Origin of the sequence: Microbacterium sp. AG238 (assembly GCF_003610405.1) — a bacterium.
Classification (GTDB): domain Bacteria; phylum Actinomycetota; class Actinomycetes; order Actinomycetales; family Microbacteriaceae; genus Microbacterium.
Genome location: NZ_RAQC01000001.1, coordinates 247127 through 272241, shown reverse-complemented (window position 1 = coordinate 272241; position 25115 = coordinate 247127). Strand labels below are relative to the sequence as shown.

Annotated in this window: 21 protein-coding genes and 1 tRNA gene; 3 read left to right on the top strand and 19 right to left on the bottom strand. The window is 69.1% G+C overall.

Annotated elements, in window-relative coordinates; translation table 11 throughout:
- Positions 1-83: 83 nt before the first annotated feature.
- Positions 84-1412: a nitrate/nitrite transporter gene (locus DEU36_RS01180; RefSeq protein ID WP_120262566.1), complete on the top strand. Its 1329-nt coding sequence runs from the start codon at positions 84-86 to the stop codon at positions 1410-1412.
- Positions 1413-1440: 28 nt separating this feature from the next.
- On the opposite strand, the gene DEU36_RS01175 is transcribed toward DEU36_RS01180, so the two are convergent.
- The 6 genes from DEU36_RS01175 to polA all read right to left on the bottom strand — a co-directional run bounded on the left by DEU36_RS01175 (position 1441) and on the right by polA (position 9436).
- Entirely contained in the window at positions 1441-1701 is a 261-nt protein-coding gene (locus DEU36_RS01175; RefSeq protein ID WP_120262565.1) for a DUF6458 family protein, read from the bottom strand.
- Positions 1702-1789: 88 nt separating this feature from the next.
- The gene (locus tag DEU36_RS01170) at positions 1790-2560 is read right to left on the bottom strand and encodes an SGNH/GDSL hydrolase family protein (RefSeq protein ID WP_183045261.1); all 771 of its coding nucleotides are present in this window, start codon (positions 2558-2560) and stop codon (positions 1790-1792) included.
- Positions 2550-3905 (bottom strand): MFS transporter, encoded by a 1356-nt coding sequence (locus tag DEU36_RS01165; RefSeq protein WP_120262563.1) that lies wholly within the window; start codon positions 3903-3905, stop codon positions 2550-2552. The genes DEU36_RS01170 and DEU36_RS01165 overlap by 11 nt, the downstream gene beginning before the upstream one ends.
- Before the next feature lie 43 nt (positions 3906-3948).
- Positions 3949-4989 (bottom strand): LLM class flavin-dependent oxidoreductase, encoded by a 1041-nt coding sequence (locus DEU36_RS01160; RefSeq protein WP_120262562.1) that lies wholly within the window; start codon positions 4987-4989, stop codon positions 3949-3951.
- A 94-nt stretch (positions 4990-5083) separates the two neighbouring features.
- Entirely contained in the window at positions 5084-6760 is a 1677-nt protein-coding gene (locus DEU36_RS01155; RefSeq protein WP_120262561.1) for a DUF885 domain-containing protein, read from the bottom strand.
- Positions 6761-6796: 36 nt separating this feature from the next.
- Positions 6797-9436 carry a DNA polymerase I gene (gene polA, locus DEU36_RS01150; RefSeq protein WP_120262560.1) on the bottom strand — a complete coding sequence of 880 codons (2640 nt, stop codon included), beginning with the start codon at positions 9434-9436 and terminating at the stop codon, positions 6797-6799.
- 57 nt (positions 9437-9493) lie between these two features.
- Here polA and DEU36_RS01145 point away from each other — a divergent pair, with 57 nt between their 5' ends.
- Positions 9494-9925, top strand: a complete 432-nt coding sequence (locus DEU36_RS01145; RefSeq protein WP_120262559.1) for a hotdog fold thioesterase — start codon at positions 9494-9496, stop codon at positions 9923-9925.
- Between the two features lie 70 nt (positions 9926-9995).
- Here the strand turns inward: DEU36_RS01145 and DEU36_RS01140 are convergent, their stop codons facing one another.
- Positions 9996-10613: an ANTAR domain-containing response regulator gene (locus tag DEU36_RS01140; RefSeq protein WP_023950638.1), complete on the bottom strand. Its 618-nt coding sequence runs from the start codon at positions 10611-10613 to the stop codon at positions 9996-9998.
- Positions 10614-10693: 80 nt separating this feature from the next.
- Here DEU36_RS01140 and DEU36_RS01135 point away from each other — a divergent pair.
- Positions 10694-10774, top strand: a tRNA-Leu gene (locus DEU36_RS01135).
- Between the two features lie 57 nt (positions 10775-10831).
- Here the strand turns inward: DEU36_RS01135 and pyk are convergent.
- From pyk to hisG, 12 genes are read right to left on the bottom strand one after another with little or no spacing between them, the layout of a single operon-like run.
- A complete protein-coding gene (pyk, locus tag DEU36_RS01130; protein ID WP_120262558.1) occupies positions 10832-12280 on the bottom strand; it encodes a pyruvate kinase in 1449 nt (482 codons plus the stop codon).
- Positions 12281-12324: 44 nt separating this feature from the next.
- Complete coding sequence (locus tag DEU36_RS01125; RefSeq protein WP_120262557.1) at positions 12325-13791, bottom strand: glutamate synthase subunit beta; 1467 nt, start codon at positions 13789-13791, stop codon at positions 12325-12327.
- The gene (gltB, locus tag DEU36_RS01120) at positions 13784-18364 is read right to left on the bottom strand and encodes a glutamate synthase large subunit (RefSeq protein ID WP_120262556.1); all 4581 of its coding nucleotides are present in this window, start codon (positions 18362-18364) and stop codon (positions 13784-13786) included. The genes DEU36_RS01125 and gltB overlap by 8 nt, the downstream gene beginning before the upstream one ends.
- 53 nt (positions 18365-18417) lie before the next feature.
- Complete coding sequence (gene lgt, locus DEU36_RS01115; RefSeq protein ID WP_120262555.1) at positions 18418-19392, bottom strand: prolipoprotein diacylglyceryl transferase; 975 nt, start codon at positions 19390-19392, stop codon at positions 18418-18420.
- Between the two features lie 43 nt (positions 19393-19435).
- Positions 19436-20230 carry a tryptophan synthase subunit alpha gene (gene trpA, locus DEU36_RS01110; protein WP_120262554.1) on the bottom strand — a complete coding sequence of 265 codons (795 nt, stop codon included), beginning with the start codon at positions 20228-20230 and terminating at the stop codon, positions 19436-19438.
- The gene (gene trpB, locus DEU36_RS01105) at positions 20227-21486 is read right to left on the bottom strand and encodes a tryptophan synthase subunit beta (RefSeq protein WP_120262553.1); all 1260 of its coding nucleotides are present in this window, start codon (positions 21484-21486) and stop codon (positions 20227-20229) included. Before trpB ends, trpA begins: the two co-directional genes overlap by 4 nt.
- On the bottom strand, positions 21483-22259 hold the full coding sequence (trpC, locus tag DEU36_RS01100) for an indole-3-glycerol phosphate synthase TrpC (protein WP_120262552.1): 777 nt from the start codon (positions 22257-22259) through the stop codon (positions 21483-21485). Before trpC ends, trpB begins: the two co-directional genes overlap by 4 nt.
- Position 22260: 1 nt before the next feature.
- Positions 22261-22488 carry a DUF6704 family protein gene (locus tag DEU36_RS01095; protein ID WP_023950623.1) on the bottom strand — a complete coding sequence of 76 codons (228 nt, stop codon included), beginning with the start codon at positions 22486-22488 and terminating at the stop codon, positions 22261-22263.
- A gap of 47 nt (positions 22489-22535) precedes the next feature.
- Positions 22536-23141 (bottom strand): Trp biosynthesis-associated membrane protein, encoded by a 606-nt coding sequence (locus DEU36_RS01090; RefSeq protein ID WP_120262551.1) that lies wholly within the window; start codon positions 23139-23141, stop codon positions 22536-22538.
- Complete coding sequence (hisI, locus tag DEU36_RS01085; RefSeq protein WP_120262550.1) at positions 23138-23494, bottom strand: phosphoribosyl-AMP cyclohydrolase; 357 nt, start codon at positions 23492-23494, stop codon at positions 23138-23140. Before hisI ends, DEU36_RS01090 begins: the two co-directional genes overlap by 4 nt.
- The gene (hisF, locus tag DEU36_RS01080; RefSeq protein WP_120262549.1) at positions 23491-24255 is read right to left on the bottom strand and encodes an imidazole glycerol phosphate synthase subunit HisF; all 765 of its coding nucleotides are present in this window, start codon (positions 24253-24255) and stop codon (positions 23491-23493) included. Before hisF ends, hisI begins: the two co-directional genes overlap by 4 nt.
- A gap of 1 nt (position 24256) precedes the next feature.
- Positions 24257-25099, bottom strand: coding sequence for an ATP phosphoribosyltransferase (hisG, locus tag DEU36_RS01075; protein WP_120262548.1), 843 nt, complete (start codon positions 25097-25099; stop codon positions 24257-24259).
- Positions 25100-25115: the final 16 nt, after the last annotated feature.

The following is a 25115-nucleotide window of genomic DNA, read 5'->3' as shown; positions in this document are numbered from 1 at the left end:
GGCTCGCACGAGTGGACGCCGGGGCCGGAGTAGCGTAGGAGGGTGATCTTTCCGACGCCCCGCCCGCTCGGACGGATCGGCAGATGACCGTCTCGGCACGCATGGCCGGGCCCGGGGTGCGGGCGTGGCTGGTCTGGGGAACCGGCGTCGCGGCGTACGTCCTGTCGATCACGAACCGCACGTCTCTCGCAGCCGTCGGCGTCGACGCCGCCGAGCGCTTCCACGCGGATGCCGCGACCCTGTCGATGTTCGCGGTCGTTCAGCTGGCCGTGTACGGCGGAATGCAGATTCCCATCGGCGTCCTCCTCGACCGTTACGGCTCGCGTCCCATCATGACCATCGGGATGGTGCTCATGGCTGTCGGGCAGCTGACGATGGCGCTCTCCCCCAGCGTCGGTGTCGCGATCATCGCCCGCATGCTGCTGGGCGCCGGTGACGCCGCCATCTTCCCCGCGGTGCTGCGTCTGGTCGCGACGTGGTTCCCTGCGCAGCGCGGACCCCTGATGGTGCAGATGACCGGCATCCTCGGTCAGGCCGGGCAGCTCGTCGCCGTGATCCCGCTCTCCGCCCTCCTGCTCGCCACCAGTTGGTCGGTGACATTCGGCAGCGTCGCCGGTCTCGGTGTCCTGTTCGCGGTCCTCGTCTTCCTCCTCGTTCGCAACCACCCGCCGGAGGTCGACCGCGACGTCAGCGTCGACACCGACACCGGTGCCATCAGGGTCGTCACTTCGAGCGTCGACACAGGCGTCGGCATCCGGGCGGCTTGGGCCCACCCCGGCACCCGGCTGGCGTTCTGGTCGCATTTCACGACGCCGTTCGCCGGCACGGCGTTCATCCTGCTGTGGGGCATCCCGTTCCTCACTGCGGGCGAGGGTCGCACTCAGGGCGAAGCGACACTCATCACGACCCTGTACGTGTTCGCCGGGATGGCGCTCGGGCCGATCATGGGCGAGCTCTCGCGCCGCATCCCGAACCTGAGATCACGAGCCCTGGTCCTCCCGGCCGTCGCCGTGCAGCTCATCGCGTGGACGGCGGTCATCCTCTGGCCGGGAACCGCACCGGCTTGGCTCCTGGTCGCGCTCGCCGTGGCTCTGGCCACCGGCGGCCCGGCGTCGATGATCGCCTTCGATCACGCCCGGACCCACAATCCCTCGCATCGGCTGAGCACTGCCACGGGGCTGACCAACGCCGGCGGATTCCTCGCCGCCCTGATCGCGGTGTTCTCCATCGGTGTCGCGCTCGATCTGCAGGGGGCGGGCACTCCCGCTACCTACTCGCTCGAAGCGTTCCGGATCGCCTTCCTCACGCAGGTCCCGCTGTGGCTGATCGGCGGCACGTTCATCGCGATCGAGCGCAAGCGGACGCGCATCCACATCGGCATGGATGCACCGAGACGGCCGCGCCGGGGATGAGGCCGACGCGGCCGACGCAGGATCTTCGTCAGAGCGTCGGGTCGCCCGAGGTGCTCGTGGTGTTGCGGGTGACGCGCTGACCGCTCGCCGGGTCGACGGCGGAGCGGCTGACGGTCTCCGTCTGACGACGGCGCACCATCAGAACGAGCCCGATGAGGAAGACGAGGGCTCCCGCGCCCATCAGGATGTAGCCGATGAGGTCGAGGTTCACCCACTCGACCTCGACGTTGACGGCGAACGAGAGGATCGCGCCGATGACGAACAGTGCGATTCCGGCACCAATGCTCATGTCAGTTCCCTTCGGGTGTGCGGACCCGACGATCGTGGCGCGGATTCGTCGCGCCGCGCATCGTCTTGACACGGCTTCTCCGCCCGTGTCAAGAACGCGGCGCGACCTCGACCCATGAGCCGAACTTCGGCTGACGGTGGTCGCCCGACGAGCGACCCGTCAGCCTGCGCCGGACCCAGGGCGCAAGATGCTCGCGGAAGTACTCGCCACGGGCGAGCGTCGGGGGCGGCGCGTCGACGGGGAGCGACCACCACTCCCCCGGCGCGTCGAGCCCCAGCGAGCCGAGCACGCGAGCCGCGACGCGGTGGTGGCCGCGCGCGTTCATGTGGAGGCGGTCGGCCGACCAGTACGACGGGTGGGTCAGGGCGCGATCGTGCCAGTTCAGGGCGCGGATGACGTCGTCGCGGTCCGAGATCCGGTCGACCACGGCAGCGGAGAGGGCATCTCCGCGGCGATTGATCAGTCCGCCCAGCGGCAGCTGGGCCGACGGGTTCGCCCCTGACAGCAGGATGAGGCGCACGCCCTCGTCGTCGCAGCGCCGGAGCACCTGCACGAACGCATCGACGATATGCGCGATCGACGTGCGCGGGCGCAGCATGTCGTTGCCCCCGCCGTTGAACGAAAGGTGCGTCGGACGCAGGGCGAGTGCTGCTTCGAGCTGCTCGTCCACGATCGGCCGGACGAGTTTGCCCCGGATCGCGAGGTTCGCGTACTGCACCGACCGCCCGGTGGCATCGGCCCAACCCGCGGCGACGAGATCCGCCCAGCCGCGGACGGCGCCGTCGGGGAGCTCGTCTCCCACGCCCTCGGTGAACGAGTCACCGATCGCGACGTAGCGCACCTCTGGATCAGCGGTCATCGAGCGACACCCCTCTGCGGTCGGCGAGGCCCCACGCGCCGGCGGCGGCGAGGACGAAGAACACGGCGAACACCACGAAGAGCACCGGGGCTCCGCCCCAGAGCAGCAGCGGCGGCACGGACAGCGGCGCGAGGATCGAGGCGATGCGGCCCACACCGGCGGCCCACCCCGCTCCGGTGCCGCGCAGCGACGTCGGGTACATCTCGGGGGTGACGGCGTACAGGGCGCCCCAGGCGCCGAGGTTGAAGAACGACAGCGCCATGCCCGCAACGATGATGACGGCCTCGGTGCCGGCAGTGCCGAACACGACGGCGGATGCTGCGGAGCCGATCAAGAAGACCGACAGCGTAAGGCGCCTGCCCCACACCTCGATCAGCCATGCCGACACGGCATAACCCGGCAGCTGGGCAAGGGTGATGATCAGCGTGAACCCGAACGAGCGGACGAGGTCGTACCCCTGCGTGTAGAGGATGGTGGGAATCCAGATGAACGCGCCGTAGTACGAGAAGTTGACGCAGAACCAGACCAGCCACAGGCTCGCCGTGCGGGCGCGGAACTCGGGAGACCAGAGGGCTCGAAGACGTCCCGTCGTCGACACCGCTGCCGGCGGGCCCCCGATCGCCTCTGTCCCCGCCGCGGTGCGCGGGTCGGAGGACGCGGGCCCGTGGTTCTTCTCGAAGCTTCGGACGACGGCCTCGGCCTCGGCATGCCGGCCGCGGCGCTCGAGCCAGCGTGCTGACTCGGGAAGCCCCCAGCGAACGATCAGGGCGTAGACCGCGGGAATCGCGCCGACGGCGAACGCCCACCGCCACCCGTCCTCGACCTGCGGGATGACGAAGTAGCCGATGAGCGCCGCCGCCGTCCATCCGACCGCCCAGAAGGCCTCGAGGATGACGATGACCCGACCACGGATTCGCGCGGGAGCGAACTCGCTGACATACGTGCTCGCGACCGGCAGCTCGGCGCCGAGTCCGAGCCCGACGACGAAGCGGAGCACGAGCAGCATCGCGAGCCCGCCGACCAGCGCGCTCGCTCCGGTCGCGACCCCGTAGACGAGCAGGGTCACCGCGAACACCGATCTCCGGCCGAAACGGTCGGCGAGCAGCCCGCCGAGGCTTGCCCCGATCGCCATCCCGGCGAAGCCGGCGGATGCGATCCACGACGCCTGCGATGTGTCGAGTGACCACTGCGCGATGAGCGCCGTGATGATGAACGAGATCAGGCCGACGTCCATCGCGTCGAGGGCCCAGCCGAGCCCGGAACCGGTCAGGATCCTGAGATGCCGGCGGCCGAAGGGGAGATCATCGAGGCGGCGCGCCACCGAGGGCGTCGCGGTATCGGTCATTCGACCATGCTATTGATCCGCGACGCCCCCGGGCGCCACCTGGTCAGTCGTCGGCGAGCATCTCGCGCACGAGCGGCGCGACCTTCGTGCCGTACAGCTCGATCGAGCGCATCATGCTCTCGTGGGCGAGGGTCCCGTGCGAGAACTTCAGATCGAAGCGATCAAGCTCGAGCGTACGGATCGTCCGCGCGAGCTTGCGGGCCACCGTCTCGGGGGACCCGGCGTACACGGCTCCGTCGTGGCCGAGATCGTGCTGGAACTGAAGACGCGAGTACGGTTGCCAGCCGCGCTCGGCACCGATCGCGTCGCGGTTGACCTTCATCGCGGGGAAGAGCTCCTCCCAAGCCTGCTCGTCGGTGTCGGCCACGTGACCGGGCGAATGCACTCCGACGGGCAGCCGGCCAGCGCCCATCGCATCGCGCGTGCGGTGGAACAGATCGACGTACGGCCGGAACCGATCGGCGCCGCCGCCGATGATCGCGAGCATCAGACCGTATCCGTTGTGCGCGGTGCGCAGCACCGACTCGGGCGAGCCGCCGACGCCGACCCAGGCGCGCAGTCCGTTCTCGGTCTTGGGGAAGACGTCTGCGGCCGTCAGCGCGGGGCGCGTTCTGCCCTGCCACGTCACCGGCTGCTCGGCGCGCAGCTGGCCGAAGAGGTCGAGCCGTTCCTCGAAGAGGATCTCGTAATCGGCGAGATCGAAACCGAACAAGGGGAACGACTCGGTGAACGACCCTCGTCCCAGGATGATCTCGGCGCGTCCGTTCGAGACCGCGTCGAGGGTGGCGAAACGCTCGTAGACGCGGACGGGGTCATCGCTGGAGAGCACGGTGACCGCGGTTCCGAGGCGGATGTCCTTCGTGCGTGCCGCTGCCGCCGCGAGCACGATCTCCGGGCTCGAAACGGCGAACTCACGCCGGTGGTGCTCCCCCACGCCGAAGAAGCTCAGGCCGACCTCGTCGGCGAGCACGGCCTGGTCGACGACGTTGCGGATGGTCTGCGCGTCGGAGAGGAGTTCGCCATCCGCTCCGCGGGTGACGTCGCCGAACGTGTCGAGGGCGAACTGGACGGATGTCGCGGTCATGGGGCCACCTTTCATTCATGCGCATACAACGACGGGGCGGGAGATCTATTCCCACCCCGTCGTCGTCTGCGCTTTCAGACGTCTGCGATGACTCTCAGTCCTGCGCGAGAGCCACCCGCAGGGTGTCGAGCCCGACGCCGCCGAGCCGCAGCGCCTTCATGTGGAACGCTTTGACGTCGAACTGCTCTCCGGCACGGTCGGCGTAGTCGTCGCGGATCTGCTCCCAGATGCGCTGACCGACCTTGTACGACGGCGCCTGGCCCGGCCAACCGAGGTAGCGGTTGACCTCGAAGCGGATGAACTCCTCGGGCATGTTGACGTTGCGCTTCATGAACTCCAGCGCATAGTCCGCATCCCAGACGCCTTCGCCGTCGGGGCGGACCTTGCCCAGGTGCACGCCGATGTCGAGCACGACGCGAGCGGCACGCATGCGCTGACCGTCGAGCATGCCCAAGCGGTCCGCCGGGTCGTCCAGGTAGCCGAGCTGCTCCATCAGGCGCTCCGCGTACAGGGCCCATCCCTCCGCGTGCCCGCTGGACCCGGCCAGGAGGCGACGCCAGGAGTTGAGCTCGGACCGGTTGTACACCGCCTGAGCGATCTGCAGGTGGTGCCCCGGAACGCCCTCGTGGTAGACGGTGGTGAGTTCTCGCCAGGTGTCGAACGAGTCGACACCCTCGGGCACGGACCACCACATCCGCCCCGGCCGCGAGAAGTCATCGGTCGGACCGGTGTAGTAGATCCCGCCCTCGTTGGTCGGGGCGATCATGCACTCGAGCGTGCGGATGGGCTCGGGGATGTCGAAGTGGGTTCGCCCCAACTCCTCGACGGCGCGATCGCTCGTCTCCTGCATCCACTTCTGCAGCGCCTCGGCGCCGTGGAGCTTGCGAGACTCGTCCTTCTCGAGATGAGCGACGGCCTCCTCCACCGTTGCGCCCGGGAGGATCTCGTTCGCAATGGACTCCTGCTCGGCGACCATACGCGCGAGCTCCTGGAGACCCCATTCGTAGGTCTCGTCGAGGTCGATCGTCGCACCGAGGAAGCGGCGCGAGTGCAACGTGTAGAGCTCGCGTCCCACCGCATCGGTCTCATCCGCCTCCGGCAGCAGCTCTCCGGTGAAGAACGCAGCCAGCGCGTCATAGGCGACGCGTGCGGCGTTGGCGTTGTCGGCGAGGTCGCGGGCCAGCGATGCCGGCAGCCCGCCCTCAGCGGGGGCTGCGTCGGCGGCGAAGGTCGCGAAGAATCCGGTGTCGGCGGTGTAACGGCCGATCTGGGTCGCGACCTCGGTGACCTGACGACGCGCCGGCACGATCCCGCGGGCGATGCCCTCTCGGAGGGTCTCGACGTATCCGTCGACGGCAGCGGGCACCGCGGCCAAGCGTGCGGCGATGACGCTCCAGTCGTCGACGGTTTCCGTGGGCATGAGGTCGAACGTGTTGCGGATCTCCTGCGCCGGGGACGCGATCACGTTGACGTCGCGCAGGTGTGCGCCGGCCTCGACCAGATCGATCTGCAGCCGCAGATCGCCTGCGAGGTCGGCTTTCGTGACGACATCCACGTCGTCCTCGGGCTCGGCCCCCTCGAGCGCTGCGAGGGTGCTGCGCGCGGCCTCGAGCGCCCGCGCGGTTCCCGTGGGCGAGTAGTCGTCGAGTCGCGCATTGTGCTCGAAACGGCCGATGTACGTCGCGAGCCCGGGTGAGAGCTCGGCCAGGGTGTCGACCCACGCGTCGGCGATCCGGTCGATCTGCGTGGGGGTGCGCTGTGCTTCGGTCATCCTCCGAGCCTACTGCGGCGCCCCCACGCGGCCGGGTCAGTGACCAGCGACATCCCAGTCGCCGCCGCGACCGATCTGCACATCCAGCGGAACGGTGAGCTCCGCAGCGTCGCCCATGCGATCGCGGACGATGCGCTCGGCGGCATCCCACTCCCCCGAAGCCACTTCGACCACGAGCTCGTCATGGATCTGCAGCAGGACACGAGAGCGGAGGCCTTCGGCTCGGAACTCACGGGCGATCCGGAACAACGCGATCTTCATGATGTCGGCCGCGCTGCCCTGGATCGGAGCGTTCAGCGCTGCGCGCTCGGCGTTCTCGCGGAGCACGCGGTTGGGGCTCGCGAGGTCGGGGAACGGCCGGCGGCGGCCGAAGATCGTCTCGGTGTACCCGTCGATACGAGCCTGCTCGACGCTCGAGCGCAGATAATCGCGCACAGCTCCGAATCGGGCGAAGTACTCGAGCATCAGCTGCTTGGCCTCGGACTGCTCGATGCGGAGCTGCTTCGACAGGCCGAACGCAGAGAGTCCGTAGACGAGACCGTATGACATGGCCTTGACCTTCGTGCGCATCGCCGGTGTGACGTCGGCGGGCTCGACGCCGAAGACCCGCGCACCCACGAAACGGTGGAGGTCTTCGCCCGACACGAACGCCTCGATGAGGCCCGGGTCTTCGGACAGATGCGCCATGATGCGCATCTCGATCTGCGAGTAGTCGGCCGTCAGCAGGGTCTCGTACCCCTCGCCGACCTCGAAGGCAGCGCGGATGCGCCGGCTCTCCTCGTTGCGGATCGGGATGTTCTGCAAGTTGGGATCGGTGCTCGAGAGCCGGCCGGTCTGGCTTCCGGTCTGCACGTACGTCGTGTGGATGCGGTCGTCCGCGGCGATCGCGGTGTCGAGCGACTCGATGATCTGCCGCAGCTTCGTCGCTTCACGGTGCTGCAGGAGCAGTTCGAGGAAGGGGTGGGGGTTCGACTCTTGCAGGTCGGCCAGCACCGCGGCGTCGGTGGAGTACCCGGTCTTGGTCTTGCGGGTCTTCGGCAGTTGGAGCTGCTCGAACAGCACCTCTTGCAGCTGCTTGGGCGAGCCGAGGTTCACCTCGCGGTCGATCGTGGCGTACGCGCGCTGCGCGATGTCGTCGGCTCGCGCGGCGAGTTCGGCGGAGAACGTGGAGAGCTTCTCGTGCGACACCGCGACGCCCGCGAGTTCCATGTCGGCGAGGGTGTCGAGGGTGGGGAGCTCGATGTCGGTCAGCACCCCGAGGACGGAGGCGGGCATCTCCGCGCGCACCGCCTCCGCGACGCGGAGCGCGAACCACGAGAGCTGGCCCGGTGTCGCCCCTTCGGTCTCAGGCACGAGTTGGGTCGGGTCGGCCTCGGGCAGCTTCTCGTCGAGGTACCGGTGGACGAGGTCGGCGAGGGTCTTGTCGGGGAAGCTCGGGCGCAGAAGCCACCCGGCCAGGATCGGGTCGAACACGAGGCCGCCCAGGCGAACACCGCCACGGCGGAGTGCCTTGACCTGGAGCTTCGCGTCGGAGAGCACCTTCGGCGCGTCGGACTCGAGCCACGGACGCAGGGCGTCGGCGACGTCGTCGTTCCAGGTCGCCTCGACCGCTTCGTCGGGACCCGCCAGGCCGATCCGCTGCGGGAAGCCGCCCGCGACCACGACGGTCACCCCGACCTCGCCCGTCCGAGCGGCGGCCCAAGCGGCGAGATCAGCCGCAGACACCTCGGCGGCAGCCGGAGCCGGCACCGCCGGAGCGGTGGTCTCGGCAGCCATCGCGGGGTCGGCGCCGGCCGCCTCGAACACCCGGGGAAGCAGCGTGCGGAACTCGAGGCGGGCGAAGATGTCGCGAACCGCTTCAGCATCGATCGGACCGACGGCGAGGTCGGCAAGTGTCACACCGAGCTCGACATCTCGAAGGAGGCGGTTGAGCGCACGATTGCGTCGAACGTCATCGAGGTGCTCGCGCAGGTTGCCGCCCACGACGCCGCCGATCTTGTCGGCGTTCTCGAGCAGTGCGTCGAGCGATCCCCACTGCGTCAGCCACTTCACCGCGGTCTTCTCCCCGACCTTCGGGACCCCGGGGAGGTTGTCGCTCGTCTCACCGACGAGCGCGGCGATGTCGGGGTAGTTCTGGGGCGGGAGACCGTACTTCTCGACGACCGTCTCGGGGGTGTAGCGCTTGAGTTGAGAGACGCCCTGCACGCTGGGGTAGAGCAAGGTGACGTCGTCGGTGACGAGCTGGATCGTGTCGCGGTCGCCCGAGCAGACGAGAACGTCGAAGCCCTCGGCAGCACCCTGCGTCGCGAGGGTCGCGAGGATGTCGTCGGCCTCGTAGTCCTCCTTCGTCAGCACGGTGACGTTCATCGCGGCGAGGCACTCCTGCAGCAGCGGGATCTGCCCCTTGAACTCAGCCGGCGACTCCGCACGATTGGCCTTGTACTCGGTGTACTCGCGGGTGCGGAAAGACTGGCGCGAGGTGTCGAAGGCGACCGCCAGGTGCGTGGGCTTCTCGGCCTTGATCAGGTTGACGAACATCGACAGGAACCCGTAGATGCCGTTGGTGTGCTGGCCGTCCTTCGTCGTGAAGTTGTCGACCGGCAGCGCGAAGAAGGCACGGTAGGCCAGCGAGTGGCCGTCGACGACGAGAAGAGTAGGCTTTGCGGAGTCCGTCACCCGTCCAGCCTAACGACGACGGCGGACACCACGACCCGCTGCGACCGAGGGTGGAGCATGCCTGAGAAGACCGACATCGACACCGGCCTCGCGTGGGCGCAGGGCCGCGGCAAGGGAGCGCTCGCGGAGCGCATGGGAATCGATTTCATCGAGTTCACCACCGAGCGCTGCGTCGCCACGATGCCCGTCGAAGGCAACACCCAGCCCGTCGGTCTCCTGCACGGCGGTGCGTACGTCGTGCTCGGCGAGTCGCTCGGATCCATGGCGGCCAACATGCACGCCGGGCCGGGGCGTCTCGCCGTGGGCGTCGACATCAACGCCACCCACACGCGGTCGGCGACGAGCGGCACCGTCACCGGTGTGTGCACTCCCCTGCACCTCGGCCGCTCGATGACGGTGCACGAGATCGTCGTGTCCGACGAGCAAGGCCGTCGGTGCTCGACCATCCGCATCACGAACATGATCAAGGACGCTCCGGCGGCATCCTGATTCCGCCCGACGCGGCAACGACGAGGCCCCCTCCCGATCGAGAGGGGGCCTCTGACGGCGCGGCGCCGGACTACTTCTTGGGAGCGAGCTGCTCGATGATCGCCTTCGCGACATCCTGCATGGTCAGACGGCGGTCCATCGATGCCTTCTGGATCCAGCGGAATGCCTCCGGCTCGCTCAGGCCCATCTTCTCGTTGAGCAGGCCCTTGGCACGGTCGACGAGCTTGCGGGTCTCGAAGCGCTCGACCATGTCGGCGACCTCGGCCTCGAGGGTGATGATCTGCTCGTAGCGGGCCAGCGCGATCTCGATGGCGGGCAGCAGATCGTTCGGGGTGAAGGGCTTCACGACGTACGCGAGCGCGCCGGCCTCCGTCGCGCGCTCGACGAGCTCCTTCTGGCTGAACGCGGTCAGCAGCACGACGGGCGCGATGTGCGCCTTACCGAGACGCTCAGCCGCGGAGATGCCGTCGAGGACGGGCATCTTCACGTCCATGATCACCAGGTCGGGGCGGAGCTCGGTCGCGAGCTGCACCGCGGTCTCGCCATCGCCCGCCTCGCCGACGACGTCGTATCCGTTGTCGCGGAGGATCTCGACGATGTCGAGCCGGATGAGCGACTCGTCTTCGGCCACGACGACACGGCGTGGTGCGGGAGCGGCCGACGTGGGGGCCTCTTCTTGCTCTGTCACCTTTTGATCCTACGGTATGGCGTTCCGGCCGTGCTTCCGTCAGGCGACGCTCGACGAGGCGGTATTGTCGATATGCGTGCGCCGGTGTGGCGGAATGGCAGACGCGACCGACTCAAACTCGGTTGTCTTCGGACGTGTGGGTTCGACTCCCACCACCGGCACGACGAAAGGGCGGGCACCTCGTAAAAGGTGCCCGCCCTTCGGCATTCACGGGGCGATTACTGGATCGCCTGGTAGATCGGTGCGCGACCGTTGACGGCGTCGCCGATCTTGTGGATGCGGATGTCGTTGGTCGATCCCTGGATTCCGGGAGGGGATCCGGAGATCACGACGACCTTGTCCCCCACCTCGGCGAGGCCGTTCGAGAGGAAGTAGTCGTCGACCTGGTGGAACATCAGGTCGGTGTGAGCGACCTCTTCGACCAGGCTGGAACGGATGCCCCAGGTGAGCGCCATGCGACGTCGGATCGCGGGATCCGGCGTGAACGCGATCATCGGGATCTCGGGCCGCAGACGCGACATCCGGCGCGCCGTGTCACCGGACTCGGTGAACATGCAGAGGAACTTCGCCTCGATGAACTGCGCGACCTCCATGGCGGCGAGCGTGATGGCGCCGCCCTGCGTGCGCGGCTTCGCCGTCAGCGGCGCGATGCGCTCGAGTCCGTGCGTCTCGGTCGAGTCGACGATGCGGGCCATCGTCTCGACCACGACGACGGGGTACTTGCCCACGCTGGTCTCGCCCGAGAGCATGACGGCGTCGGCACCGTCGAGGACGGCGTTGGCGACGTCGCTGGTCTCCGCGCGCGTCGGTACGGGGTTCTCGATCATCGACTCCAGCATCTGGGTCGCGACGATCACCGGCTTGGCCATGCGGCGGCAGAGCGCCACGGCCTTCTTCTGCACGATCGGAACGGCCTCGAGCGGGAGCTCGACGCCGAGGTCGCCTCGCGCGACCATGATGCCGTCGAACGCGTCGATGATCCCTTCGAGGTTCTCGACGGCCTGCGGCTTCTCGATCTTCGCGATGACGGGGACCTTGCGGCCCTCCTCCGCCATGATCTCGTGCACGCGGGTGACATCGGACGCATCCCGCACGAACGACAGCGCAATGATGTCCGCCCCCTGCTGCAGCCCCCAGCGCAGGTCAGCCTCATCCTTGTCCGACAGTGCGGGCACGCTCACGGCGACGCCGGGCAGGTTGATGCCCTTGTTGTTCGAGACCGGACCGGCGACGATCACCTTGGTCGTGACTACGGGACCCTCGACCGAGACGACCTCGACGCGGACCTTACCGTCGTCGATGAGGAGGAAGTCGCCGGGGTTGACGTCACCGGGCAGGCCCTTGAAGGTCGTCGAGACGATCTCCTTCGTGCCGAGGATGTCGTCGGTCGTGATCTTGAAGATGTCGCCGACCGCGAGCTGGTGAGGTCCGTTCTCGAACTTGCCCAGACGGATCTTCGGGCCCTGAAGGTCGACCAGGATCGCGACGGGGCGGCCCGCGTCGTCGGCGGCCTTGCGCACGTTGGCCCAGCGGACCTCGTGCTCCGAATAGTCTCCGTGGCTGAGGTTGAATCGGGTCACGTCCACGCCGGCGTCGATGATGGCTCGCACCATCTCGTAGCTGGCTGTGGCCGGTCCCAGGGTGGCGACGATCTTGGCGCGTCTCACTGAATCTCCGGTGGTATCTGGTCGGGAGGGGGGTTGGGTCCAGCCTATGCCCGCTGGAGCCCGATCGCGACGTCGGTCGGACGCACCGGCGCCGGCAGGTCGGTGTCGCCCATCAGGTAGCGGTCGACGGCGGCGGCCGCGGCGCGGCCTTCCGCGATCGCCCACACGATGAGCGACTGCCCGCGGCCGGCATCGCCCGCCACGAACACGCCCGGCGCGGTCGTCTGGTAGTCGTCGGCACGTTCGACATTGCCGCGATCAGTGAACACGGTACCGAGCTGCGCCTCGAGCTCGCTGCGCTCCGGGCCGGTGAAACCCATCGCGATCAGCACGAGGTCTGCGGGGATCTCGCGCTCGGTGCCGCTCTTGGGAACCCGGCGCCCGTCGATGAACTCGGTCTCGGCGACTCGGAGGGCGCGAACCTCGCCGGCGTCGTTCGCGAGGAACTCGACGGTCGAGGCGAGGTAGCTGCGCTCACCGCCTTCCTCGTGCGCCGAGGCGACCTCGAAGATCGTCGGCATCATCGGCCAGGGCTGCGAGTCGGGGCGCTCGGAGGGCGGCTGCTTGCCGATCGCGAGGTTGGTGACGCTCAGCGCGCCCTGCCGGTGCGCGGTGCCGATGCAGTCGGCGCCGGTGTCACCGCCGCCGATGACCACGACGTGCTTTCCCTCGGCGTGGATCTGGTTGGCGACCTGGTCGCCCGCGACGGCCTTGTTCGACTCCACGAGGTACTCCATCGCGAAGTGGACGCCTGCGAGATCGCGGCCGGGGATGGCGAGGTCGCGCGGCAGCGTCGACCCGGTCGCCACCACGACGGCGTCGTAGCGGGCTCGCAGCGCATCCCACGTGATGTCCTTGCCGATCTCGACACCGGCGCGGAACCGCGTCCCCTCGTCCTGCATCTGACGCAGCCGCGCCTCGATGTGACGCTTCTCCATCTTGAAATCAGGGATGCCGTACCGCAGCAGGCCGCCGATGCGGTCATCACGCTCGTAGACCGCGACCGTGTGTCCCGCGCGCGTCAGCTGCTGCGCAGCGGCGAGCCCGGCGGGCCCGGAACCGACGACAGCGACCGTCTTGCCGGTGAGTCGCCCCGGAGGCTCGGCCTCGACCCAGCCGTTGGCGAAGGCCTCGTCGATCGTCGAGACCTCGATCTGCTTGATGGTGACCGGCGGCTGGTTGATGCCGAGCACGCACGAGCTCTCGCACGGCGCGGGGCAGAGCCGACCGGTGAACTCGGGGAAGTTGTTGGTGGCGTGCAGACGCTCGATGGCCGAGCGCCCCTCGCCCCGCCACATGAGGTCGTTCCACTCCGGGATCAGGTTGCCCAGTGGGCATCCCTGATGGCAGAACGGAACGCCGCAGTCCATGCAGCGGCCCGCCTGACGGCGGAGGACCGCGGTGTCACCGGGTTCGTAGACCTCGCGCCAGTCCATGATGCGGACCGGGACGGGCCGGCGCTTGGGGAGCTCGCGCTCCGTGATCTTCAGGAAGCCCTTGGGGTCAGCCACGGGTCACCTCCAGGATGCGGCTCCAGACCTCGTCGCCGTCGGGGTCGAGCCCCTCGGCGGCCGCCGTCTGTCGGGTTTCGAGCACCGCGGCGTAGTCGCGCGGCACCACACGGACGAAATGAGCGACCTCGGTCTCGAAGTCCTCGAGCAGGCGGGCCGCCAGGTCGGACCCCGTCTCGACGACGTGGCGCTCAAGCAGGTCGCGGAGGATCTCGGCGTCGCCGGACCCCATCTCCTCGAGCACGAGCTCACCGCTGGCCATCGCCTCGCGGTTCACGTTCGCGGTCTCGAGACGGTAGACGTAGGCGTTGCCGCCCGACATCCCGGCGCCCAGGTTGCGCCCGGTCGCTCCCAGGATCACGGCGAGGCCGCCCGTCATGTACTCCAGTGCGTGGTCGCCCACGCCCTCGACCACCGCGGTCGCGCCGGAGTTGCGCACCAGGAACCGCTCCCCCACGACACCGCGCAGGAACATCGTGCCCTGCGTCGCGCCGTAACCGATGACATTGCCGGCGATGACGTTCTCGGAGGCGTCGAATGCGGCGTCGCGTGGGGGCCGCACGACGATCTGGCCTCCGGAGAGCCCCTTGCCGACGTAGTCGTTCGAGTCGCCCTCGAGGCGCAGCGTGATGCCGGCGGGGAGGAAGGCCCCGAACGACTGACCGGCCGAACCCGTGAGGTTCACGACGATCGAGTCGGCCGGCAGGCCGTTCTCGCCGTGCGCGAGCGTCACCCGGTTGCCCAGCATCGTGCCCACGGCACGCTCGGTGTTGCGGATCGGCAGGTCGATCTCGATGTGTCCGCCGTGGGCGACGACATCCTGCGCCCGCTCGATCAGCTGGACGTCGAAGTGCTCGTCGAGTTCGTGGTCCTGGTCACGCTGATGACGCCGCGGCGCATCGTCGGCGAACGCGGGCCCGGTGAGGATCGGCCCGAGATCGAGTCCGCTCGCCTTCCAGTGCTCGATCGCGCCGTCGACGTCGAGGACGTCGGTGCGTCCGACGGCCTCGTCGAGCGAACGGAAACCGAGCTCGGCGAGGTACTCGCGCACCTCCTGCGCGATGAACTCCATGAAGTTCACGACGAACTCGGGCTTGCCCGTGAAGCGCTCGCGCAGGACGGGGTTCTGAGTCGCGACGCCGACCGGGCACGTGTCGAGGTGGCAGACCCGCATCATGATGCAGCCCTCCACCACGAGTGCCGACGTCGCGAAGCCGAACTCCTCGGCGCCGAGCAGCGCGGCGATGACCACGTCGCGACCGGTCTTGAGCTGCCCGTCCGCCTGGACGACGACGCGGTCGCGCATGTCGTTGAGCATGAGCGTCTGCTGGGTCTCGGCGAGGCCGAGCTCCCACGGGGTGCCGGCGTGCTTGAGCGAGTTCAGCGGGCTCGCACCGGTGCCGCCGTCGTGGCCCGAGACGAGGATGACGTCGGCAAGCGCCTTCGCAGTTCCCGCTGCGACCGCGCCGATGCCGGACTGGCTCACGAGCTTCACATGGACACGCGCGGTCGGGTTGGCGCGCTTCAGGTCGAAGATCAGCTGCTTGAGGTCTTCGATCGAATAGATGTCGTGGTGCGGCGGCGGCGAGATGAGGCCGACGCCGGGGGTGCCGCCGCGCGTGCGAGCGATCCACGGGTAGACCTTGCCGGGCGGAAGCTGACCACCCTCGCCGGGCTTCGCGCCCTGGGCGAGCTTGATCTGGATGTCGTCGGCGTGCGTGAGGTACATGCTCGTCACGCCGAATCGCCCGGAGGCGACCTGCTTGATCGCGCTGCGTCGCTCGGGGTCGAGCAGCCGCTCGACGTCCTCGCCACCCTCGCCGGTGTTCGACTTCGCGCCGAGGCGGTTCATCGCGATCGCAAGGGTCTCGTGCGCCTCCTTCGAGATCGAGCCGTAGCTCATGGCACCCGTCGAGAAGCGCTTGACGATCGAGGCCACCGACTCGACCTCGTCGATGGGCACCGGCGGGCGGACGCCCGTCCGCAGCTTGAACATGCCGCGCAGCGTCTTCAGCTCCGACGCCTGGTCGTCGACGAGCTTGGTGTACTCGCGGAAGATGTCGTAGCGCCGCGTGCGGGTCGCGTGCTGCAACCGGAAGACCGTGTCGGGATTGAACAGGTGAGGGGCGCCGTCGCGGCGCCACTGGTACTCGCCGCCGGTCCACAGCCGCTCGTGAGCGCGGACTGCGGCATCCTCGGGATAGGCGTACGCGTGCCGCGCGGCGTTCTCCGCGGCGATGACCTCGAGGCCGACACCGCCGAGCTTGGTCTCGGTGCCCGTGAAGTACTTCGAGACGAACTCGCCCGACAGGCCGACTGCCTCGAACACCTGGGCGCCGGCATACGACGACACCGTCGAGATGCCCATCTTCGACATGATCTTCAGAACACCCTTGCCGAGCGCATAGATCAGGTTCTTCACGGCCTTCTCCGGCGAGACGCCGGTGATGTAGCCGGCCCGGACGAGGTACTCGACCGTCTCCATCGCGAGGTACGGGTTGACGGCGGAGGCGCCGTAGCCGAGGAGAGTCGCGACGTGGTGCACCTCGCGGACGTCGCCGGCCTCGACCACCAGACCGACCCGCATGCGCGTCTGCTGACGGATGAGGTGGTGGTGGACTGCAGCGAGCATGAGCAGCGACGGGATCGGCGCGAGGTCCTTGTTCGAGTCGCGATCGCTGAGCACGAGGAACTCCGCGCCGTCCTCGATGGCCTGGTCGGCCTCGGCGCACATCTGCGCGAGGCGCTTCTGCATCCCCTTGTGACCGGCCTCGACGCGGTACAGGCCGCGGATCGTCACCGACGACCGGCCCTTGAGGGCGGTGTCGATGTGCTGGATCTTCGCGAGCTCGTCGTTGTCGATGACGGGGAAGTCGAGCGTCACCGTGCGGGTGTGCTCCGGCCCCCACGAGAGCAGGTTGGCTTCGGGACCGAGCCCGAGCGAGAGCGAGGTGACGACCTCTTCGCGGATCGAGTCGAGGGGCGGGTTCGTCACTTGCGCGAACTGCTGCGTGAAGTAGTCGAACAGCAACCGGGGCCGTTCGCTCAGCACGGCGACGGGCGTGTCGCTGCCCATCGCGCCGAGGGGCTCCGCACCCACCTGTCCCATCGGGGTGAGGAGGATGCGCACCTCTTCCTCGGTGTACCCGAACGTGCGCTGACGACGCGTGATCGAGGCGATCGGATGCACGATGTGCTCGCGTTCGGGCAGGTCCTTGAGCCGCACGCGGCCCGCATCGAGCCACTCCTGCCACGGGTGCAGGGTCGCCAGCTCGCGCTTGATCTCCTCGTCCTCGACGATGCGACCCGCGGCCGTGTCGACCACGAACATGCGACCGGGCTGCAGACGTCCGCGACGCTTGATCCGCTCGGGGGCGAAGTCGAGCACGCCGGTCTCGCTGCCGATCACGACGAGTCCGTCGGTGGTCTCGGTCCAGCGCCCGGGACGCAGCCCGTTGCGGTCGAGCGTCGCACCGACGAGCGTGCCATCGGTGAAGATGAGCGCCGCCGGACCGTCCCAGGGCTCCATCTGGATGGAGTGGTAGTCGTAGAACGCGCGCAGATCCGGGTCGATGTCGGTCTGCTTCTCGTAGGCCTCGGGCACCATCATCATGACGGCGTGGGGCAGGCTGCGGCCGGTGAGAGTGAGCAGCTCGAGCACCTCGTCGAACGAGGCCGAGTCGCTGGCACCGTCGGTGCAGATCGGCAGGAGCGGCTGCACGTCGCCGAGCAGCTCGGACTCGAGCTGCGACTGGCGTGCCCGCATCCAGTTGCGGTTGCCCTTGACCGTGTTGATTTCACCGTTGTGCGCGAGCATGCGCAGGGGTTGGGCGAGCGGCCAGGAGGGGAAGGTGTTGGTCGAGTACCGCGAGTGCACGACTGCGAGTTCGGACGCGAAGCGCTCGTCCTGCAGGTCGGGGTAGAACGGCTCGAGCTGCAGGGTGGTGACCATCCCCTTGTAGCCGAGCGTGCGGCTCGAGAGTGACACGAAGTACGCGTCGTGCTCGTGGCGGGCGCGCTTGCGCAGCCGGTAGACCCGGCGGTCGAGCTCGATGCCCGACAGGGCGGGCGCGTCGCCGACCGCCGGGCGCGAGACGAACAGCTGCTCGAACGCCGGCCGCGCCGCGAACGCCAGCTTGCCGAGGTTCTCGTCCTCGGTCGGGACCTCGCGCCAGCCCAGGACGATCAGCCCCTCGGACGCCGCGAGCGCTTCGATCGCGGCTTTCAGGGCGTGCCGCTCGTCGGCCTCACGTGGCAGGAAGGCCATACCCGCGGCGTACTCCCCCGCGGGCGGCAGGTCGAAGTCGACGACGGCGCGCAGGAACGCGTCGGGCATCTGCGTCAGGATGCCGGCGCCGTCACCGGTTCCGGCGTCCGAACCGATGGCCCCGCGGTGCTCCAGATTCCGCAGCGCCGTCAGCGCGAGCTCGACGATGTCGTGCCCGGCCTCGCCGCGAAGCGTGGCGACCATCGCCAGACCACAGGCATCCTTCTCGAAGGCCGGGTTGTACATGCCCTGCTGGGGAGGGAAAGAACCGAATCCGGACTTTTGGGGTCGAGGGCTCGAGGCCATACTGACCGTCCTCACATTGGTGCTGAAACCGGGACGACGTCGGCCCTGGGGAACTACTGCTTCGAGGTGACTGCGCTTGTGGCGCTGTCTGCGTGAGCTTCGGGCGTCGGGGGTGCGCTCAGATCCACGAAGTCTTCAGTGCTCTGCGATTGTAGCGCGCTCGGAGCCACCCACTCGCGACCGGGCTGATAAGGCGACGGCTCGTCGCCTGGGTGCCGTCGCGTCTGCACCACGATGATCGCGATTCCGACCAGGACGGCGAAGATCGCGGCCCAGACGTTCGTGCGGATGCCGAGGATGATCTCACTCGGATCGATCCGGATGGACTCCCACACGATGCGCCCCGCGCCGTACCAGACGAGGTAGAGACCGAACAGCTTGCCCCACTGCGCCCACGCCTTGCGGCCGACCCACAGCAGCACGAGCACGCCGAGCCCGTTCCAGATCACTTCGTAGAGGAAGGTCGGGTGGAAGAGGGTGTCGGGTGCGAGCCCTGCCGGGAAGGCCGGGTTGTCGCGATCGATCTCGAGCCCCCATGGCAGGTCGGTGGGCAGCCCGAACAGCTCCTGGTTGAACCAGTTGCCGAACCGGCCCATGGCCTGGGCGAGGAGGATGCCCGGCGCCAGCGCGTCGGCGAAGGTCCAGAAGCGGATGCCGGTCCACTTGCAGCCGAGGTACGCGCCCACGGCGCCGCCGATCAGTGCACCGAAGATGGCGATGCCGCCCTCCCAGATGAACAGCACGGCCCAGGGGTTCTTGTCGGGGCCGAAGTAGAACCCCGGGTGCGTGAGCACGTGGAACGCGCGCGCTCCCACCAGCGCCAGCGGCACGGCCAGGAGCGCGATGTCGATGACGACCCACGGTTCCGCGCCACGCCGCGTGAGGCGGTGATTGGTCATCAGGGTCGCGACGATGATGCCCGCGATGATGCACAGGGCGTAGAAGTGGATGCGCAGCGGACCGAGGTCGATGTAGCTCACCGACGGGCTCGGGATGCTCGCGACGAGCGTGTGTGCGGCATGGATCATCGGATCGTCCCTCGGAAATCGGCGGTCGTGCGACCGGAAAAGTCTAGACGCGCTCGCGGGCGGTGCCCGCCGCAAGAGCACGCGCGGTGTCGGCGAGCCCGGCGACTCCCCCGTCGCGCAACGCGCGTACGAGGGCTGTTCCGACGATCGCTCCGTCGGCGTAGTCGACGACTCCCGCGACCTGATCGGGCGTGGAGATGCCGATGCCGACGCACGCGTGCACATCGCCGAGTTCGCGCAGGCGCCCGACCAGGGTGCGGGCTGCGGCGTCGAGCTCGGCGCGCTCGCCCGTGATCCCCATCGTCGAGACCGTGTACACGAAGCCCGTCGAGGCCTCGACGATCATGCGCAGTCGCTCGTCGGTGGAGGTGGGCGCCGCGAGGAACACGCGATCGAGCCCCGTGCGCTCCGAGGCGGCGATCCACTCGGGGGCGGCATCCGGGGTGATGTCCGGCGTGATCAGGCCGGCCCCGCCTGCCGCGGCGAGCTCGTCGGCGAAGCGGTCGACGCCGTACTGGAGCACGGGGTTCCAGTAGGTCATGACGAGGATCGGGACGTCGACCCGCTCCGCGATCGCACGGACGGCTGTGAACGTGTCGCGCAGGCGGAAGCCCGCTGCCAGAGCGACCTGCGTCGCCTCCTGGATCACAACGCCGTCCATCACGGGGTCGGAGTACGGGGGGCCGAGCTCGAGGACATCGGCTCCGGCCCCGGCCAGCGCCACGGCGGCCTCGACACTCGTCTCGAGATCGGGGAAGCCGAGCGGCAGGTAGCCGACGAACGCGCCGCGCCCCTCGGCGTGTGCGGCATCGATCGCGGCGGCGACGCGGGAGCTCACAGCTCCACCCCTTCTCCCGAGGCGGCTTCGTCGTGGTCGGGTTCGACGACCGGCTCCGCACCTTCGTCGTAGAGCTCGAACCAACGGGCCGCGGTGTCCATGTCTTTGTCACCGCGCCCCGAGAGGTTGACCGCGATGATCGCGTCGGGGCCGAGCTCGCGTCCGATCCGAAGCGCACCGGCCAGGGCGTGGGCCGACTCGATCGCGGGGATGATGCCCTCGGTGCGGCTCAGCAGTCGCAGGGCCTCCATCGCCTCGGTGTCGGTGGCGGGGATGTACGACGCACGACCGATCGACGCGAGCCACGCGTGCTCGGGCCCGACACCCGGATAGTCCAGTCCCGCCGAGATCGAGTGCGACTCGACGGTCTGGCCGTCCTCGTCCTGCAGCACGAAGGTCTTCGCGCCGTGGAGGACGCCCGGGCGGCCCCGCCCGATGGATGCGGCGTGGCGCTCCGTGTCGACTCCTTCGCCCGCGGCCTCGACGCCGTAGAGCGCGACGCCCTCGTCGTCGAGGAACGCGTCGAACATGCCGATCGCGTTGGATCCGCCACCGACGCATGCCACGACGGCATCCGGGAGCCGTCCGGTCTCGGCGAGCAGCTGCTCGCGAGCCTCTTCCGAGATGATCTTCTGGAAGTCGCGCACCATGGCGGGGAACGGATGCGGCCCGGCTGCGGTGCCGAAGATGTAGTTGGTCGTCTCGACCGAGGCCACCCAGTCGCGGTAGGCCTCGTTGATCGCGTCCTTGAGCGTGCGCGACCCGGTCGTCACGGGCACGACCTCGGCGCCGAGCAGGCGCATGCGTGCGACGTTGAGGGCTTGACGCTCGGTGTCGACCTCGCCCATGTAGATCGTGCAGTCGAAGCCGAACAATGCCGCGGCCGTCGCCGTGGCCACGCCGTGCTGGCCGGCTCCGGTCTCGGCGATCACCCGGGTCTTGCCCAGGCGTTTGGTCAGCATGGCCTGACCGATCACGTTGTTGATCTTGTGCGAGCCCGTGTGGTTGAGGTCCTCACGCTTGAGGAAGACGCGCGCGCCGCCGGCGTGCTCGGCGAAGCGCGGCACCTCGGTCAGCGCCGACGGCCTCCCCGCGTAGGTCGCGAGCGTGCGCGTCAGCTCGGCCGCGAACTCGGGGTCGGCCATCGCCGACTCGTAGACCGCGGTCAGCTCGTCGATCGCGGCGATCAGCGATTCGGGCATGAACCGCCCGCCGAACTCGCCGAAGAAGGGACCGTGCTGTTCTCGCAGGCTCACGCGCCGGCCTCCAGGAATGCGTGCAGGGTGGTAACGGGATCGTTCGTCACGAGCGCCTCGCCGATCAGGACGGCGTCGGCGCCCGCTCGACGGTAGTGGGCCACGTCGTGCGGTGTGAGCACGGCGGACTCGGCGATCTTGACAGCATCCGCGGGCAGATGCTCCACCAATCGGCCGAACAGGTCGCGGTCGAGCTCGAAGGTCGAGAGGTTGCGGGCGTTGACACCGACCAGCCGCGCTCCGATGTCGGCGGCGCGGTGCACCTCGTCGAGCGAGTGGGTCTCGACCAGGGGCGTCATTCCGAGCTCGAGCACCAGCTCGTGCAGCTCGGCCAACAGCGGCTGCTCGAGCGCGGCGACGATCAGGAGCACCAGGTCTGCGCCGGCCGCACGGGCCTCGAACACCTGGTACGGGTTGGCGATGAAGTCCTTGCGCAGCACGGGGATCGACACCTCGGCGCGAACCGCCTCGAGGTCGGCCAGGCTGCCCTTGAATCGCCGCCCCTCGGTCAGCACGGAGATGACGGAAGCGCCGCCCTCCTCATACCGAGCCGCCTGAAGAGCGGGATCGGGGATCGCGGCGAGATCGCCGCGAGACGGGCTCGCACGCTTGACCTCGGCGATGATTCTGACCCGCTCGGCCGGGGCGAGCGCCGCAAGGGCGTCGCGTGCCGGGCTCTGAGCGAGCGCGTCGCGCTCGACGACGGCGAGGGGCCGCTCGGCCGCACGGGCCTCGGCATCCTCGACGGCGCCGGCCGTGAGACCGGCCAGCACGTCAGTGCGCTTTCGGGGTGTACTTGTCGCCGTACGCGCCGTACCCGGCCTTCGCCATGGCCCAGCCGACGATGAGCCCGACCACGAGCAGACCGGCGGACGCCCAGACGAGCACCGGCATGTCGAGCCAGAAGAACAGGGTGCCCAGCGCGAACGCCAGGAGCATGATCACCACAGCGGTCCACGCCGCCGGGGAGTGTCCGTGGCCGGGGTCGCCGATGTTGCTCATTGTTCTCCTTCGCGGGATTTCTCGGGCTGAGGTCAGTCTACCGGGGCTCAAGCGGTCGGATCGGACCCGCGGCTGAGGTCGTCCCACGAATCGATCGGATCGTGGGAATCGTGCGGACGCGAACCACCGGGGCGGCGGACCTCGGCGGCCGCATCGGTGCGGTAACGGCGCGCGGTGCTGCGCCACGAGCGAGCCGTCACGAGGGTCAGCACCCCGCCCGCGCACACCGCGGCGGCGCCGACCGCCGTGATCCACGGCCACGCGGTGACCGTTATCGTCGAGACCAGCGTGCCCACCGCTTCGACGCCCGCGAGTCCGGTCGCGTCGGCGACGACGCCGACCACGGCCTCGGGCGGCGCCGTCAGGGCGATACGGAGCGATTCGGCGAGGAGCGCGGCGCCGATCAGCACCCCGACGACGCCGAAGACGTAGCGCAGCACCGTGCCCACGATCGAGAGCGCGAGCCCGAGGGCGAGCGCTGCCAGGCCCAGTGGAGTGACCAGCGGGAGCGCCTCGGTGCCCGGCACCGGGAGGACCGCTTGAGCGCCGTCGCGGAGTGTCGCCTCGAGCCATGGCTGGGTGGCACCGACGACCGCGAGGCCGCCGCCGACAACGGCGGCGAGAACCGCGAACGTCCGGGAGCGCCGAGTCATGAGACCGCCACGACGGGGTCGAGGTCGTCCGTGTCGAAGCATGTGCGCGTGCCGGTGTGGCAGGCCGCGCCCACCTGCTCGACCAGCAGGAGGACGGCGTCGCCGTCGCAATCGAGCCGTGCCCCGCGGACGAGCTGGATGTGGCCGGACGTGTCGCCCTTGCGCCAGTACTCCCGGCGCGAGCGCGACCAGTACGTCACACGGCCGCTCGTGAGCGTGCGGCGCAGCGCCTCGGCATCCATCCAGGCCAGCATGAGCACCTCGCGCGTGTCGTGCTGCTGGACGATCGCAGCGACGAGGCCGTTCGCGTCGAACGACACGCGCTCGATGCGGCTTTCGATGCTCTCGGTCATGGCCGCACCTCGATCCCCTGCGCCGTGAGAGCGTCCTTCACGTCGCCGATCGTGAGCTGGCCCGAATGGAACACGGATGCGGCGAGCACGGCATCCGCGCCCGCCTCGATCGCGGGGGCGAAGTGCTCGGTCGCGCCGGCGCCGCCCGAGGCGATGACAGGCACGGACGAGGCCTCACGCATCAGCTCGATGAGCTCGAGATCGAATCCGTCCTTCGTGCCGTCGGCATCGATCGAGTTCACAAGCAGCTCGCCCGCGCCACGATCGATCGCTTCGCGCGCCCAGGCGAGCGCGTCGATCGATGTCGCCGTGCGCCCGCCGTGCGTCGTCACGACGAAGCCCGATGCGGTGCCCGGTGCGCGCTTCACATCGAGGGAGAGCACGAGCACCTGAGCCCCGAAACGGTCGGCGATCTCGCCGATGAGCTCGGGGCGCGCGATCGCCGCCGAATTGACGCCGACCTTGTCGGCCCCCACCGACAGCAGGCGCGCGACGTCGTCGACCGATCGAACGCCGCCGCCGACGGTGAGGGGGATGAAGACCTGCTCTGCGGTGCGACGCACGACGTCGTAGGTCGTGGCCCGACCGTCTACGGTCGCGGTGACGTCGAGGAACGTCAGCTCGTCGGCGCCCTGCTCGAAGTACAGCCGGGCGAGCTCGACCGGATCGCCCATGTCGCGCAGGTTCTCGAAGTTCACACCCTTGACCACGCGTCCCGCAGCGACGTCGAGGCACGGGATGACGCGGCGTGCCAGCGTCATGTCAGAGCCTCGCGTTGTGGATCGCGGTGACGAGGATCGCACGCGCACCGATGGCGTAGAGGTCGTCCATCGTCGTGTTCACGCTCGCGCGCGGCACCATCACCCGGACGGCCACCCACTCGGGGTCGCGCAACGGCGAGATCGTGGGCGACTCGATGCCGCCCGCGACGGCGACGGCCTCGTCGACCAGGGCGGCCGGGAGGTCGTAGTCCACCATCACGTAGCGTCGCGCCACCAGGACGCCACGCAGACGCCGCAGCAGGCGCTCCGTGCCGTCGGCGTCGTGCGGACCGGCGATGAGGACCGCCTCGGACCGCAGGATCTCGGGCCCGAAGACCTCGAGCCCCGCCTGGCGGAGGGTCGTGCCCGTCTCCACCACATCGGCGACGGCGTCGGCGACGCCCAGACGGACCGCGGACTCCACCGCGCCGTCGAGGGGCACGAGATCGACGGCGATGCCGCGCTCGTCGAGGAACGCGTCGACGAGCCCGGGGTACGAGGTGGCGATGCGCTTACCCGCGAGCTCGGCGACGTCGGAGAACGTGCCGGTGGGCGCGGCGAAGCGGAAGGTCGAGCCGGCGAAGCCGAGCCGCTCGATCTCGCGCGCGCCGGGCATGCGGGCGTCCAGCAGGAGGTCGCGACCGGTGATGCCGACGTCGAGCGCGCCCGAGCCGACATAGGTGGCGATGTCCTTGGGACGCAGGTAGAAGAACTCGACCTCGTTGACGGGGTCGATGACGTGCAGGTCTTTCGAGTCGCGACGACCGGTGTAGCCGGCTTCGGCCAGCATTTCGGCGGCGGTCTCGGCGAGCGATCCCTTGTTGGGAACGGCGATGCGCAGCATGGGGGTCTTTCTGTCT

What these genes read in the sequence shown, in the direction of transcription:
- DEU36_RS01180 (WP_120262566.1), top strand. Translation starts at nt 84, where the DNA reads ATGACCGTCTCGGCACGCATGGCCGGGCCCGGGGTGCGGGCGTGGCTG.
- DEU36_RS01175 (WP_120262565.1), bottom strand. Translation starts at nt 1,701, where the DNA reads ATGAGCATTGGTGCCGGAATCGCACTGTTCGTCATCGGCGCGATCCTC.
- DEU36_RS01170 (WP_183045261.1), bottom strand. Translation starts at nt 2,560, where the DNA reads ATGACCGCTGATCCAGAGGTGCGCTACGTCGCGATCGGTGACTCGTTC.
- DEU36_RS01165 (WP_120262563.1), bottom strand. Translation starts at nt 3,905, where the DNA reads ATGACCGATACCGCGACGCCCTCGGTGGCGCGCCGCCTCGATGATCTC.
- DEU36_RS01160 (WP_120262562.1), bottom strand. Translation starts at nt 4,989, where the DNA reads ATGACCGCGACATCCGTCCAGTTCGCCCTCGACACGTTCGGCGACGTC.
- DEU36_RS01155 (WP_120262561.1), bottom strand. Translation starts at nt 6,760, where the DNA reads ATGACCGAAGCACAGCGCACCCCCACGCAGATCGACCGGATCGCCGAC.
- DEU36_RS01145 (WP_120262559.1), top strand. Translation starts at nt 9,494, where the DNA reads ATGCCTGAGAAGACCGACATCGACACCGGCCTCGCGTGGGCGCAGGGC.
- gltB (WP_120262556.1), bottom strand. Translation starts at nt 18,364, where the DNA reads ATGGCCTCGAGCCCTCGACCCCAAAAGTCCGGATTCGGTTCTTTCCCT.
- lgt (WP_120262555.1), bottom strand. Translation starts at nt 19,392, where the DNA reads ATGATCCATGCCGCACACACGCTCGTCGCGAGCATCCCGAGCCCGTCG.
- DEU36_RS01095 (WP_023950623.1), bottom strand. Translation starts at nt 22,488, where the DNA reads ATGAGCAACATCGGCGACCCCGGCCACGGACACTCCCCGGCGGCGTGG.
- DEU36_RS01090 (WP_120262551.1), bottom strand. Translation starts at nt 23,141, where the DNA reads ATGACTCGGCGCTCCCGGACGTTCGCGGTTCTCGCCGCCGTTGTCGGC.
- hisI (WP_120262550.1), bottom strand. Translation starts at nt 23,494, where the DNA reads ATGACCGAGAGCATCGAAAGCCGCATCGAGCGCGTGTCGTTCGACGCG.
- hisF (WP_120262549.1), bottom strand. Translation starts at nt 24,255, where the DNA reads ATGACGCTGGCACGCCGCGTCATCCCGTGCCTCGACGTCGCTGCGGGA.
- hisG (WP_120262548.1), bottom strand. Translation starts at nt 25,099, where the DNA reads ATGCTGCGCATCGCCGTTCCCAACAAGGGATCGCTCGCCGAGACCGCC.